The sequence below is a fragment of the uncultured Succiniclasticum sp. genome (assembly GCF_902793885.1).
Lineage (GTDB): Bacteria > Bacillota > Negativicutes > Acidaminococcales > Acidaminococcaceae > Succiniclasticum.
Genome location: NZ_CADBFF010000005.1, coordinates 129,446 through 143,055 on the forward strand (window position 1 = coordinate 129,446; position 13,610 = coordinate 143,055).

10 protein-coding genes and 1 other RNA gene are annotated in these 13,610 nt (G+C 48.3%); 10 read left to right on the forward strand and 1 reads right to left on the reverse strand.

The window, feature by feature from the left end; all coding sequences use genetic code 11:
• Positions 1-71: 71 nt before the first annotated feature.
• From recJ to ssrS, 7 genes are all read left to right on the forward strand, one after another.
• A complete protein-coding gene (gene recJ, locus QZV31_RS04325) occupies positions 72-2,441 on the forward strand; it encodes a single-stranded-DNA-specific exonuclease RecJ (protein WP_295358480.1) in 2,370 nt (789 codons plus the stop codon).
• 71 nt (positions 2,442-2,512) lie between these two features.
• Positions 2,513-4,771 (forward strand): bifunctional (p)ppGpp synthetase/guanosine-3',5'-bis(diphosphate) 3'-pyrophosphohydrolase, encoded by a 2,259-nt coding sequence (locus tag QZV31_RS04330; protein ID WP_295358481.1) that lies wholly within the window; start codon positions 2,513-2,515, stop codon positions 4,769-4,771.
• The gene (locus QZV31_RS04335; RefSeq protein ID WP_295358483.1) at positions 4,768-5,382 is read left to right on the forward strand and encodes an MBL fold metallo-hydrolase; all 615 of its coding nucleotides are present in this window, start codon (positions 4,768-4,770) and stop codon (positions 5,380-5,382) included. Before QZV31_RS04330 ends, QZV31_RS04335 begins: the two co-directional genes overlap by 4 nt.
• A 1-nt stretch (position 5,383) precedes the next feature.
• Positions 5,384-6,571 (forward strand): AI-2E family transporter, encoded by a 1,188-nt coding sequence (locus QZV31_RS04340; protein ID WP_295358502.1) that lies wholly within the window; start codon positions 5,384-5,386, stop codon positions 6,569-6,571.
• Positions 6,572-6,801: 230 nt separating this feature from the next.
• Positions 6,802-8,085, forward strand: coding sequence for a histidine--tRNA ligase (gene hisS / locus QZV31_RS04345; protein ID WP_295358485.1), 1,284 nt, complete (start codon positions 6,802-6,804; stop codon positions 8,083-8,085).
• Complete coding sequence (aspS, locus tag QZV31_RS04350; protein ID WP_295358486.1) at positions 8,078-9,871, forward strand: aspartate--tRNA ligase; 1,794 nt, start codon at positions 8,078-8,080, stop codon at positions 9,869-9,871. Before hisS ends, aspS begins: the two co-directional genes overlap by 8 nt.
• A gap of 256 nt (positions 9,872-10,127) precedes the next feature.
• Positions 10,128-10,309: non-coding RNA, 6S RNA (gene ssrS / locus QZV31_RS04355), on the forward strand.
• 126 nt (positions 10,310-10,435) lie between these two features.
• Here the strand turns inward: ssrS and QZV31_RS04360 are convergent.
• The gene (locus tag QZV31_RS04360; protein WP_176760480.1) at positions 10,436-10,732 is read right to left on the reverse strand and encodes a helix-turn-helix transcriptional regulator; all 297 of its coding nucleotides are present in this window, start codon (positions 10,730-10,732) and stop codon (positions 10,436-10,438) included.
• A 281-nt stretch (positions 10,733-11,013) separates the two neighbouring features.
• On the opposite strand from QZV31_RS04360, the gene QZV31_RS04365 reads away from it, so the two are divergent.
• The 3 genes from QZV31_RS04365 (at position 11,014) to QZV31_RS04375 (ending at position 12,660) form a co-directional block, all read left to right on the forward strand.
• Positions 11,014-11,946: a GGDEF domain-containing protein gene (locus QZV31_RS04365; protein ID WP_295358489.1), complete on the forward strand. Its 933-nt coding sequence runs from the start codon at positions 11,014-11,016 to the stop codon at positions 11,944-11,946.
• Positions 11,947-12,038: 92 nt separating this feature from the next.
• Positions 12,039-12,209: a hypothetical protein gene (locus QZV31_RS04370; protein WP_176760478.1), complete on the forward strand. Its 171-nt coding sequence runs from the start codon at positions 12,039-12,041 to the stop codon at positions 12,207-12,209.
• A gap of 160 nt (positions 12,210-12,369) precedes the next feature.
• Positions 12,370-12,660, forward strand: a complete 291-nt coding sequence (locus QZV31_RS04375) for an HU family DNA-binding protein (protein WP_295358492.1) — start codon at positions 12,370-12,372, stop codon at positions 12,658-12,660.
• The last annotated feature ends 950 nt before the right edge of the window (positions 12,661-13,610 follow it).

Consider the following 13,610-nt stretch of genomic DNA (forward strand, 5'->3'; position numbering starts at 1 on the left):
ATAACAGACAGGAAACTTGGCACAAAGGCCGCAAGAAGGGTGGGCGTACGGAGAGGATTTTGTAAACAGAAATGAAACGATACAAGTATTGGGATTTAAAGACCTATGATAAGGAAGAGATAAAAGCACTGGCCGCGAAACTGGAAATATCCCCGGTCACTGCAGGGATATTATGGAATCGGGGGCTGAGGGAAGAAAACAGGATCAGGGATTTTTTATTTGGGAAAAAGGATACTTACTATGATCCTTTTCTTATGAAAGATATGAGGCTGGCGGCAGAGCGGATCCTGCAGGCGGTGGAGGGCCGCGAGAAGATTGCCGTATATGGGGATTATGACGTGGACGGCATAACTGCCAGCTCTTTGCTGTATTTGTATTTGACCGGATTACAGGCGAATGTTTCTACCTATATTCCCAAACGGGAGGGCGAAGGATACGGCCTGAATAATGAAGCGTTGCAGTATTTGTATGAGGAAGGCATTACGCTGGTCATTACGGTAGACTGCGGCATCAGCGGAGTAAAAGAAGTGGCGGAAGCGCCGCGGGGAATGGATATTATTATTACAGACCATCACCGCCCGCCGGAACTGTTGCCGGCAGCATTTGCCATCGTCAATCCCAAGCAGACGGACTGCAGGTACCCGTTTAAAGGACTGTCCGGCGTGGGTGTGGCGTTTAAGGTTTGTCAGGCATTGGAAAAGCTGCGTAACCCGGAGGCTCCGTTCTGGGAACAGTATACGGAACTGGTTGCCCTGGGTACGGTGGCGGATATTGTACCGCTGCAGGATGAAAACAGGGCGCTGGTAAAACGGGGGATGAAAGCCATGGAGACTACATCCCTTACAGGCTTGCGCAAACTGCTGGAGGTGTGCCGCTGCTACCGGGAAACGATTACTACAGAAAAAATCGGCTTTATTCTGGCGCCCCGATTGAACGCAGTGGGCCGGTTAGAGCATGCACAGCTGGCCGTGGAACTTCTGATTACAAAGGATGAAGAAGCCGCAGAACGCATGGCGAATAACCTGAATGATGAAAATGCGGTGCGTCAGGAAATCAGCCGCCAGATTTTTACGGAAGCGGAAGCGCTGCTGGCAGAACAGGATTCCATCGGTCCGGCAATTGTACTGGCGGGACACTGGGATTCCGAAGCACAGGAAGGCTGGCATCCCGGCGTAATCGGTATTGTGGCGTCCAGACTGGTAGATAAATATTACCGTCCGGTTATTCTGATCAGTATCAGAGGGGAGATTGCCAAAGGCTCCTGCCGCAGCATCCCTCCGCTGGATTTGTATGACGCTATTGATGCCTGCTCCGCCGATCTGGTACAGTTTGGAGGTCACAGTCAGGCCGCGGGCCTGACGTTGGAAAGCAGTAAGATAGAAGATTTCAGAAAACATTTTACGGACGTGATCAGAAACAGCCTGCAGCCGGAAGATTATCAGCCGCATCTGGCTGTGGATGTTGAGTGGGACCGCCACGAGGAACTGACACTGTCCTTTTTACATGAACTGCAGTTGCTGGAACCTTTTGGCTGTGAGAATCCGGTTCCAATCTTCATGCTTCGAAATGCAGAATTGCATAATCCGCGTCTGTTTGGGCAGGAACTGACGCATCTGCGTTTCTTTGCCGATATCGGTTCCCGGTCCTGTCACTGTATTATGTGGCAGGGCGCCCCGTATCAGTTTTGTCTTTGCAATAATGCCCAGGCGGATATTGCCTTTAAGCCCCGCATCAATTTCTTTAACAATACGGAAAGCATTAATCTGGATATTGTTGCGTTTCGCATGGATATGGAACTGCATGACTACCGCAGGAATTCTGAATTTAAAGAAACAGTGCTGGCACGGCTTCTGCATTCGGGGCAGCAGTTTACCGTGTTTATTAATCAAAACAGCAAGGAAGAAGCGGAACTTGCGTCATGTGCCAACGTGAAGATCCGATATTACGGGGAACAGTGCGAGGCTTCCGAAAAGCAGATCATCTTTTACGAATTGCCGGAAGAGAATATCTTCCAGTGGGGCAAATTCCCTGTATATGGGAATGGTGGAACGGTTTTGTACATCCTGTATAATATGGATGATTTATATATGCAAAAGAAACGGCTTCAGGAGGAATATCCGGACCGGAATCATCTGGTCGATGCCTACCGGTTAATTAAACGGGTGTTGCAATCCCAGGCTGTCGCCAAGATAGATCAGTTGAAATATCAGGCTGAAAAGCATCAGTTGTGTTTAAAGGAACATGATTTGCGTATTTTCCGTGAACTGGATTTTTTCCGGATCGAGGGAGATAATCTGATGATGGGAAGTATGGAACGCAAACAATTGGATGCGTCTCCCACCTACATCGGGTTGTGTGCAAAGAAAGATACGCTGCTGGAAATGTATCATAACAGTTTACGGATAGCCGGCGCCAGGATCCAGAGCTTACGGAAACGCTGAGAGACCTGTGCGTTTACTGGGCCGGTGGGTAACCGGCGGTTTTGTAAACGCAGATAAGGAAGGAATAGAGTATGTCCGATAAAGAGAACCAGAATGTAACCATTGAAGAATTCTTTGAGTTTTTGAAAACCTATCTTGATGAAAAGCAGATCGCCTTCGTTAAAAAAGCCTATGACTTTGCTGCTAAGATGCATGCAGATCAAAAGCGGCGTTCCGGCGAGCCGTATATTATTCATCCAATCCAGGTCGCCAATATCCTCGCCCAGATGAAAATGGATGAGGAGACGCTGGCTGCCGCGTTTTTGCATGATGTGGTGGAGGATACGGATACTACTCTTCAACAATTGAAAGAAATGTTTGGCGCTAAAGTAGCCATGCTGGTCGACGGCGTGACCAAGCTGGGAAAAATTGAGTATATTTCCAAAGAAGAACGGCAGATCGAAAATTACCGTAAGATGTTCCTGGCCATGGCCCAGGATATCCGGGTAGTTATCATAAAACTGGCGGACCGTCTGCACAACATGCGGACCATGAAATACATGCCGGTTCACAAGCAGCAGTCCATTTCCAAGGAAACCCTGGAAATTTATGCGCCTCTGGCTAATCGTCTGGGCATTTATACAATCAAATGGGAACTGGAGGACATGGCCTTCCGGTACCGGGATCCGGAACTGTATTACAATCTGGTAGAACAGGTCAAGACGAAACGGAAAGAACGGGAAGCCATGATCAACGACGCCATGGAGACTCTGCGCCAGGAACTGGACAGGGTTAATATCCGTTGTGAGATCCAGGGCCGTCCCAAAAATTTCTACAGTATTTATAAAAAAATGATGCGGGACCATAAAGAACTGAATGAGATTTATGACCTGCTGGCCATCCGTGTACTGGTGGATACAGTAAAGGATTGTTACGGAACGCTGGGTATTGTGCACGGACTGTGGCGCCCGATTCCGGGACGGTTCAAAGATTATGTTGCGGTACCTAAGTCCAACATGTACCAGTCGCTGCATACTACCGTAGCCTTTACCAATGGCCAGCCGTTGGAAATCCAGATTCGTACATTCGAAATGCACCGTATCAGTGAATTCGGTATCGCCGCTCATTGGCGGTATAAGGAAAGCGGCGGTTCCAATCCGGCTACCGGGTCGGACAAAAGCTATGCGGAGAAACTGTCCTGGCTGCGTCAGCTGCTGGAATGGCACAATGACATGAGCGATTCCAAAGACTTTGTCAATACCGTAAAAATGGATGTCTTTGCAGACGAAGTCTTTGTGTTTACCCCCCGGGGCGATGTCATTGACCTGCCGGTTGGCTCCGTGCCCATCGACTTTGCGTACCGGATCCATACGGATGTAGGCAACCGTTGTATTGGCGCCAAGGTTAACGGACGTATTGTGCCGTTGGACTATAAACTGTCCAACGGCGATATTGTGGAAGTCATTACCAGCAAGCAGGCTTCCGGTCCCAGCCGTGACTGGATCAACATTGCCGGCTCATCCGATACCCGCAATAAGATCAAGTCCTGGTTCAAAAAGGAACGCAAGGAAGAGAACATTGAGCGCGGCCGCGACATGCTGGAAAAGGAATGCAAGCGGCTGGGCTATAACCATAAAGAATTTGCCAGTCAGGATAAACTGAAATCCGTGGCAGAGAAACTGCGCCTGCCGGATGTGGACGGACTGCTGGCTTCCCTGGGATACGGGGGAACGACCCTGACGGCTATCATGTCCCGGCTGGTGGACATTTACAAGCAGGAACAGCAAAAGCAGCTGCAAAGCAAAAAAGATCTGTCCCAATTGCTGGCGGAACTGAAGCCCAGGACTTCCAAGGCCAAGTCCAGCCACGGTATTCTGGTGAAAGGCGAGGACGGTATCATGGTAAAACTGGCCCGGTGCTGCAATCCGGTACCGGGAGACCCGGTCATCGGCTATATCACCCGGGGCAGCGGCATCTCCGTTCACCGGACGGACTGTCCCAACGTCATGTCCAATAATCCGGAGGAACAGAGCCGCCTGATCGATGTGACCTGGGATGTTGCCACGGATGATGTATATAAGGCGAACATCGTGATTATCGCAACGGATAAGCCGGGCATTATGGTGGACATTATGATGGCCATCAGCGAGAATAAAATCAATATCAATAATATCAGCAGCCATTCTGATAAAAACAAGATGGCGACGATTCATCTGGGCCTGGATATTACCAATATCGGACAGTTGGAAACCATTATGAGCCGGATCAAACGGATCCAGGGGATTTACAGTGTAGAACGGTTGACTACCGGAAGCGTTGTCGCGGAAGGCGGGAAAGGAAAGAAACGATGAAAATCAGATTGATGGAAGTGGGCCCTCTCTGTACAAACTGTTATCTTGCAGAAAATGAAGAAACGAAGCAGGCCGTTTTGGTGGACCCGGGCGATGACGGGGACCGCATTATGGATGTGGTAAAAAAATACGGCCTGACCATCGATGCCATCCTGCTGACACACGGTCACGCGGATCACATCAGCGGGCTGAAAGAGGTGCGGGAAGGTACGAAAGCCAAAGTGTACATTGCGGCCGGGGACGCGGATCGGCTGACCCATTCCACTTCGATGTTCTTTCCCGGGCCGGCTAAAAATTACGGTGCAGCGGATGTGATCGTAAAAGACGGCGATGAATTTGAAGCGGCAGGTCTCCGGTTTAAAGTTCTGGCGACTCCCGGTCATACGCCGGGGGGTGTTTGTTATGTAGTGGAAGACGCAGTATTCTGCGGGGATACGATTTTTGCGGAGTCCATCGGGCGGACGGATCTGCCTGGCGGCAACTACAAAGAATTGCTGCAATCCATAAAAGAAAAGATTTTACCTCTGAAAGACGATATGATGTTGTTGCCGGGTCATGGACCCGCTACTAACGTTGGGTGGGAAAGGAAACGTAATCCGTTTTTACAGTAAAATGAAAAATCCGTACATTCATTTCATACAACAGCATACAATCATAAAGTTCCTCATTGCCTTTGCGATTTCTGCAGTACTTTACGCAATGAGCTCTTTCCTGTTCCCGATTTTGCTGGCTATCGGTCTGGCTTTTGCCCTGTACCCTTTGTCCAGGGCTTTCGTCCGTTTGCAGCTGGGGAAAACGGGTATGCATCCGTCACGGGTGGTCGCTATCATTCTGGCGTTTATTGCTTCCGCTATTTTTGGGTTGATCGTGATATCTTTTGTGGTGCTGCCTCTGTTTGAACAGTTGAACGAGTTGCTGGCAAAACTGCCGGAGTATTCCAAACAGATGGAGGGAGAATCCCTGCTGCGTATCTTGAAAGAACCGGTGGCTGAAGGGGCGCCTGTATTGCCGTCCAGTCTGGAAGGTCTGTTAGAAGATGCCATCAATGCTGTCATGGGTTTTCTGGCTAATGTGGCACGGAATCTGCTGAATTCTACGGTGCAGATGGTAGCAAATCTGGTAGGACTGATCGTAGTGCCGTTCCTGGCTTTTTATTTCCTGAAAGACTGGCGGCAGCTCTGCACGATGATTACGGACCTGTTCACGCCGGATGCCCGTCCCAAGGTCAGCCGTGTACTGGCCCGGATCGGCGTGGCCATCAGTGGCTATGTGGAAGGCCTGTGGATCATGAGTATGCTTTCGGCGCTGTCCGTGACCATTGTACTGTTGATTTTGGGTGTTCCGTATCCGTTGGTCTTTGGCCTTATCGCTTTGCTGGCAGAAACCATTCCGGTTATCGGACCGATGATTTCCGCTATCCCTGCGATTTTCGTTGCCTATACTTCCACGACGCCGGATACGGCATTGTGCGTCGCTGTTTTTTATATTATCTATTACACCATAGACAGTCAGATGTTGCAGCCTACCGTAATGGGGAAAAAGATTAAGCTTCACCCGGTCGTAATCCTCCTGGCCTTAATGATCAGCGGTAAACTCTTCGGTATTTTGGGCATGCTCTTTGCCATGCCGGTGGCTGCTGTGTACCGTGTGTTGTATGATGAATTATGGCATTATGACGGGAACGATACGGAAGGGGAACTGACTATTGAGGAGATTGCCGCAACCCTGACGACTGATCCCACAGATGACCAGATGGTGCAGCAGCGGAAAGAACAGATGGAACGGGAAAGACAGGAATAACGAAAGACGGTTTTAAACTGTCTTCATAGTATCGTTGCAACATTTTTTCTTTATAAAAATTCATACTTTTACGCAGATGATTGTCAGCCTGCGTGAAAAGTGGTACAATATATATCGCTTGTTAATTACCAAATATGGTAAGCTGTTATGCAGGTTTTCTTTTACGAAAAAACCGGCATGAATTTTGGTTATAAATCATAGCAGCTTTTGCAATTGAAGGGGGAGTCTGCGTGTTAACTTCAGTGCCGCGCGGCACCAAAGATATCCTTCCGTCAGAAGTAGACGCCTGGCGCTACGTGGAAGGAATCCTGCGTGACCTGTGCAGGTGTTTTGGCTTTAAAGAAATCCGTACCCCGGTATTTGAACACACGGAATTATTCCAGCGTGGCATCGGGGATACGACGGATGTTGTAGAAAAAGAAATGTACACGTTCATTGACCGGGGTAAACGGAGCATCACACTGCGTCCGGAAAATACGGCTTCCGCCGTGCGGGCGTTCATTGAACATAAAATGTATGCGGAACCGGATCCGGCCAAGCTGTTCTATATCGGACCCATGTTCCGGTATGACCGGCCCCAGGCAGGCCGGCAGCGTCAGTTCCACCAGTTTGGCGTGGAACTGCTGGGAGCCCCGGGTCCTAACGCGGATGCGGAAATTATCCTGCTGGCTGTGCAGATTTTACAGAAACTGGGGCTGAAAGATCTGCAACTGAAGATCAATACGGTGGGCTGTCCGGAATGCCGTCCGGCCTATCGGCAGAAGCTGCAGGATTATTACCGGCCTCATCTGGAGGAACTCTGCGAAGACTGCCGTTCCCGTTTTGACCGGAACCCCATGCGCATATTGGACTGTAAAAATGAGAAATGCCATGCATTGGCAGCCGGAGCCCCTAAACTGGCAGAGTGTCTGGATGAAGGCTGTAAAGAGCATTTTGCCAGGGTACAGGAACTGCTGACAGCCTCCGGCGTGGACTTTGTCATCGATCCTACCCTGGTGCGCGGTCTGGATTACTATACAAGGACCGCTTTTGAAATCCAGTATACGCCCCTGGGCGCCCAGAGTGCCGTATTAGGCGGTGGCCGTTATGATGGTCTGGTAGAAGAAGTGGGCGGACCTGCTACGCCGGGCATCGGTTTTGCCATGGGGATGGAGCGGGTGATTCTGGCGCTGGAAAGCCAGAACCTGTTGCCTGCCTCAGATGAAACGATCGATGTATTTGCCGTTGCGCCGAAACCGGAAGCTGCGGTTCTTGCTTTCACTACGGTGGAAAAATTAAGAGAAGCAGGTGTCTGCGCGGCTTACGATTACCAGCAGCGCAGCATGAAAGCCCAAATGAAAGCGGCGAACCGTCTCAACGCAAAATTCGTGCTGATCTTCGGGGAAGATGAACTGTCACGAAACATGGTGACACTTCGTGATATGACCACGGAAGATAAAGATAATAACCAGCGGGAAATTCCCATTGCTGAAATTATAACTATTTTAAAAACAGAGGTGCAGAAGAATGAGTGAAAAGTTTAAACGCGATCATCATTGCGGAACCCTGACGAAAGCGGATTCCGGCAAAGAGGTGGCTTTGTGCGGCTGGGTATCCAAACGCCGCGACCATGGCGGACTGATTTTTATTGACCTGCGGGACCGTTCCGGTATCTGCCAGGTAGTCATCGATCCGGATGCGGGGGAAAGCTTCAAAAATGCGGAAGCCGTTCGCAGCGAATATGTGATCCAGGTTTTCGGCAAGGTACGGGAACGGGATGCAGAGACTGTGAATCCCAACATTGCTACCGGTGAAATTGAAGTGGTGGCCCATACACTGAATGTATTGAACGGCGCCAAGACACCTCCGTTTTATATTCAGGACGGCATCGACACCGATGAGAATCTGCGCCTGAAATACCGCTATCTGGACCTGCGCCGTCCGGAGATGCAGGCCAATCTGATCCTGCGTCACAAAGTGACCAAGCTGATGCGGGACTATATGGACAACAATGGTTTTCTGGAAATCGAGACCCCCATGCTGTGCAAGAGCACGCCGGAAGGGGCCCGGGACTATCTGGTGCCCAGCCGTGTGAATCCCGGTAAGTTCTACGCGCTTCCCCAGTCTCCTCAGATTTTCAAACAGCTGCTGATGGTAGGCGGATATGAACGATATTTCCAGATTGCCCGCTGCTTCCGTGATGAAGATCTGCGTGCCGACCGTCAGCCGGAATTTACCCAGCTGGACGTGGAGATGTCTTTCGTAGAGATGGACGATGTCATGGACATGATGGAAGGCCTCATCGCCTACGTGTTCAAAGGAGCGCTGGGTGTGGATATCCAGCGGCCCATGCAGCGCATGACCTGGGACGAAGCCATGGATAAATATGGCAGCGACAAACCGGATCTGCGTTTTGACATGCCCCTGATCAACATGGTGGATGCGGTTTCCGGTTCCGACTTCAAAGTATTTAACAATATCATTGCCGACGGCGGTATCGTAAAAGCGATCAATGTAAAAGGCGATGCCAACATTCCCCGCCGGGAACTGGACGGACTGGTTGATTTTGTGGCGATCTACGGCGCCAAAGGCCTGGCCTGGATGCAGATCCAGCCGGACGGCAGTGTGAAATCGCCCATCGCCAAGTTCTTTGACGAAGCCCATCTGAACAAAATTAAAGAAACTGCCGGCGCGGAACCGGGCGACCTGCTGCTCTTCGTAGCGGACAAACCGGCTACCGTAGCACAGGCTCTGGGCGCCCTGCGTATTGAAATGGCAAAACGCATGAACCTGATCGATAAAGACAAGCTGTGCTTTACCTGGGTTACCCGTTTCCCGATGTTTGAGTGGAATGAGGATGAAAAACGCTGGGTAGCCATGCATCATCCGTTTACGGCGCCCTGCGACGAAGACCTGCCCATGCTGCAGACCAACCCCGGCAAAGTGTATGCCAAAGCGTACGATATGGTGCTGAACGGTGTCGAACTGGGCGGCGGTTCCATCCGTATCCATCGCCGGGACGTGCAGAATGCCATCTTTGAGGCTATCGGCCTCACCGATGAGGAAGCCCAGGAGAAATTCGGCTTCATGATGCAGGCCTTTGAATATGGCGCGCCGCCTCACGGAGGACTGGCCTTCGGTCTGGACCGCATGATCATGCTGATGGCAAAACGTCCGTCTATCCGCGACGTCATCGCCTTCCCCAAGACCCAGAATGCTAACGATATGATGAGTGAAGCGCCTAACCTGGTAGACGACAAGCAGCTGCGTGAGCTGCATATCCGGCTCTCCCTGCTTGCAAAAGACAAGAAGCAACAGTAAGCACAGACGTAAAGGTATGCCAGTGGCGGAAAGCCAAAAAAGACGTTCTGCTTTTTGTGTACACCCTTAACAAACTGGCAATACTACGTATTGTGTTTTAAAAAATGTGTTAAAAGAAAAGTAAAAGCAGGCCCGAAGCATTGAAAAAATGCTCCGGGTCTGTTATATTATAGGTGTAAGGATTTGCAGGTTTGATTTAAGATTCTGGTTCACGGAACACAAGCCTGCAATCGGAAAATTTCATAACCTTTTAAAAGTTACCCTGCGATGTTCGTTACATCTTTCTACGTGCTGAGCCAACGAATTTACCAAGGGAGCCTGATGTCGCGCCTTTCAAAAACCGGCCTCCTTCGAGTGGACTTTTGCGACTGGCGGTAAGGCACCCACCTGCACATGCAGGTTCAATACCCTGAAGATGAACGGCCTCGTGGGGCAATTTGTTTTTTTGGGGGGTATATGGGGGGGTTCCTCTCGAGGTTGGTTGTTTTTACGACCAGGGTACTGGTAAACCGAAGTAACTGTTACACCGTAAATAAAAAACCCTGGCAAATATCTGCCGGGGTTTTATTGTGATATCAGACGTATGATCTGCAGTATTTTCTTTTGCTGTTCCAGTTCCATGGAGGACAAGATTCTGCGCAGTTCCGGAATAATGTTGCCGGTATTCTCCCGACCGATCAGTTCATCCAATGACATATCCAGTTTTTCCGCGTACGCTATGAGGGTTTGTGCGGTACATTTATTTACGCCGCGTTCAATTGCGGAGATATAGTTTTTAGATAAATGGCATGCCTGCGCCATTTCAGCCTGTGTTATTTTTTTGGCTTCCCTGCAAATCTGTAATCGTTGCCCCAAATCCATGGCATACCCTTTCTGTAAACGTCTTTGACAAGATAACTGTCGGACAGCGACATTATAATATTGTATTTTTGTATTCGGGTCAATAAAACTGAAGAATGATAACTGTTTACAGTTGCTTTTTATTGACATAATAATTGTATTTAGTTATAATTTAAATCAAAGTATAATAATTCTCATTCAGTTGCTGCAGTTTAATGGGATTGATGGTGAATTCCGCACTCTTTTGATTTTGACTCAGTTTCTGAACCAATTTCCGTTATATTATAATGAAGGAGCCTATAGTGCCGGATTCCAAAATCAGAAAAAAACGTAAAAAGCAGCATAAATACAGGAATGACAGCAGAACAGTGATTTGTACTACGCTGGGTTCCTTTATCTTTATGGTCACGCTGATGCTTGCCTGTCGTAATTTATCCATACCTAATCCGGAAGTTGTACTGCTTACCGGTCTTGTTGTCTGCACCAGTCTCTTTGACTTTCCAGCAGGCGTCATATGCGGCGCGCAGGTCGTTCTCTTTTCCATGCATTTTTACTCGGAAGGTCACGGCTTTTTCAGCTATTCAGCGATGAATCTGCAAAAGATGATAATGATCTTCTGCAGCGTGACAGTTATTACGGCGTTTTTGAGCAAATTGCGCCAAATCTGGAACACCATCCGGGAAAAAACGCAGAATGTTACGCAAATGCTCCGGGAGAGAAACGAGGAATTAGAAGAGGAAAGCCATATCGATTCTCTTACCGGACTGTATAACCGGAATATGCTGCGTGAGAATTATCCGGAATACAAGAATCGCAGTCTGCTTGTTACGTTTTTGGACATTGATGATTTTAAAATCATCAATGACGTGTGCGGGCACGATACCGGAGACAAGGCGCTTGCGGAAGTCGGCGCCATACTTTCCGATTCCTTTACCAATACGGATTGCTACCGTTACGGAGGCGATGAGTTCCTGCTCATTCGGCTCGATGATAACTGGAGCCAGTTTAACTTGGAAATGATACGCGCGCGGTCGCATATCTCGCAAGTTAATTTAGGCCCGAAAAAACCGCCTTTGCATATCTCGGCTGGATATGTTTCCGGTTTCACGGTGGACGGTGAAGATTTACGTACTATGTTCCATATGGCAGACGGGATGCTTTACGAATCGAAGCGTAAAGGCAAGAACTGTGTTACCGGCGGTGTGTTCAGCAGGGACGTAGCGAAGAGCGGGTAAAGAAAGTGCATATTTTTGCGGATGCGCTTTATGTATTTGGAGTTTGTCTTAGCTGAGGGCTGTAAGAATAATATACAGGGAATTTTTCATATATGAAAGTAAAATGTGTGGTTGATGACAGAGAAAATCTCACTGCAGGAAAAATATATGAGGTAACAGAATGCAAGACAGTCCTTGCAAACAAAATCATGTATCGGATTAAGGACGATGCCGGCGGAGAGTATCTGTATGACAAAGAAAATTTTGAAATTGTGGAAGGGTGAATCAGATTTAATGGCAGGTGTTGTCTTGTAAAAAACAAAATCAATTAAAGGAGACGCTGATTAAATGAGTTTGTGCGATGCCATCGGTCGGCGTGCAAACAATTAAGTCGCGTTTCCTTAATTTTTTATTATAATTATTTAAGAAAAGGGGATGCTTTTTATGAACAGAACAGAACTGATAGAGGCGATTGCCGAAAAGACCGGATTTGCCCGAAAAGATGTGGAGAAAACGGTTAAAGTACTGATTGGTGAAGTGATTGAAAAAGTTGCAAACAAGGAAAAGGTCCAGGTAGCCGGGCTTGGTACGTTTGAAGCCAGGAATCGTGCGGAACGTGTCGGCAAAAATCCCCATACCGGTGAAAAATTAAAGATTGCGGCTGTAACCGCTCCTGCTTTTAAGGCGGGCAAAGCTTTCAAGAAAGCTGTTGCTGAAAAGAATGCAACGGAGTAGTTACAGATTATACAGTAAGGCGCTGTAACTAACAGAACAGGCATAAGTAAAACTTAGGGAACGATTGCGTGATTCCATGAGACGAAATAAGAGGCCAGTGGCTTCAACTGTTTGGGGTGCGAAGCACCGAGTTTCGAAGCCAGAGGCGAATGAGTCCGTGGAATAGCAATTGTTCCTTTTTTTGCATTGCCTGTTCTGTTTGGTTTGTTAGTTTTCATTTTCAGGTTTAAAAGCGATTCAAATCCTCATATTTTAATGTATAGCCTGGGATTTTCGCGTCGATGCAGTGGCAGCTTTCCTGAACAAAGCAATAAAATGGACGAAAGAAGTGCCACCTGGAGACAGACAATTAAGCTGTCTATATTTATAACAGAAAGCAGGTTGGAAAACCGCGTCACTGCTGGAGTTACGAAAAAAGTCCGGTCACTAAAGTGACCGGGAGAGGTAATCAGAGGATTGAAGACTCTAAGACGGCGTCCGGTATTGGGGTTGGTCGTAAAAACGACCAACCTTGAAGCGCAAACCTGCATGGATACTGTGGTTTGGTTCCGCTACTTCTTAATATATAGAGGATAGACAGTTTATATGTCTGTACAGGCGAAGCCGTAAGATACAACTGTCAAACTAAAAGAGTGTGGAGGCTTTGGGTTTCCCCGCGGTTCTGTCAGAAATGGCAGACCGCAGTTTTTGCTATATAGCACTCTAAGCTTCACAGATAATTCAGAGAAATGAATGAAAAGTACCTTGCAAACAACCGTGTCTAGATTTACAATAGTAATGAGCCAGATATTCTTTATATTAGCATTGTTCAGGACAACAGGAATAGAAAAGGAGTAATGAAGTTGACTGAGGCAAATCGCTTGTATAAAGACAGAGTATTTAAATTTATTTTTGGAAATCCTGAGAACAAAGAGTGGACGTTGTCACTGTACAACGCCGTGAACGGATCG

Excerpts from the sequence above, each read along its gene's own strand:
- QZV31_RS04335 (WP_295358483.1), top strand. The coding sequence starts at position 4,768 with ATGAAAATCAGATTGATGGAAGTGGGCCCTCTCTGTACAAACTGTTAT.
- aspS (WP_295358486.1), top strand. The coding sequence starts at position 8,078 with ATGAGTGAAAAGTTTAAACGCGATCATCATTGCGGAACCCTGACGAAA.
- QZV31_RS04340 (WP_295358502.1), top strand. The coding sequence starts at position 5,384 with ATGAAAAATCCGTACATTCATTTCATACAACAGCATACAATCATAAAG.
- QZV31_RS04370 (WP_176760478.1), top strand. The coding sequence starts at position 12,039 with ATGAAAGTAAAATGTGTGGTTGATGACAGAGAAAATCTCACTGCAGGA.
- QZV31_RS04360 (WP_176760480.1), bottom strand. The coding sequence starts at position 10,732 with ATGGATTTGGGGCAACGATTACAGATTTGCAGGGAAGCCAAAAAAATA.
- QZV31_RS04330 (WP_295358481.1), top strand. The coding sequence starts at position 2,513 with ATGTCCGATAAAGAGAACCAGAATGTAACCATTGAAGAATTCTTTGAG.
- recJ (WP_295358480.1), top strand. The coding sequence starts at position 72 with ATGAAACGATACAAGTATTGGGATTTAAAGACCTATGATAAGGAAGAG.
- QZV31_RS04375 (WP_295358492.1), top strand. The coding sequence starts at position 12,370 with ATGAACAGAACAGAACTGATAGAGGCGATTGCCGAAAAGACCGGATTT.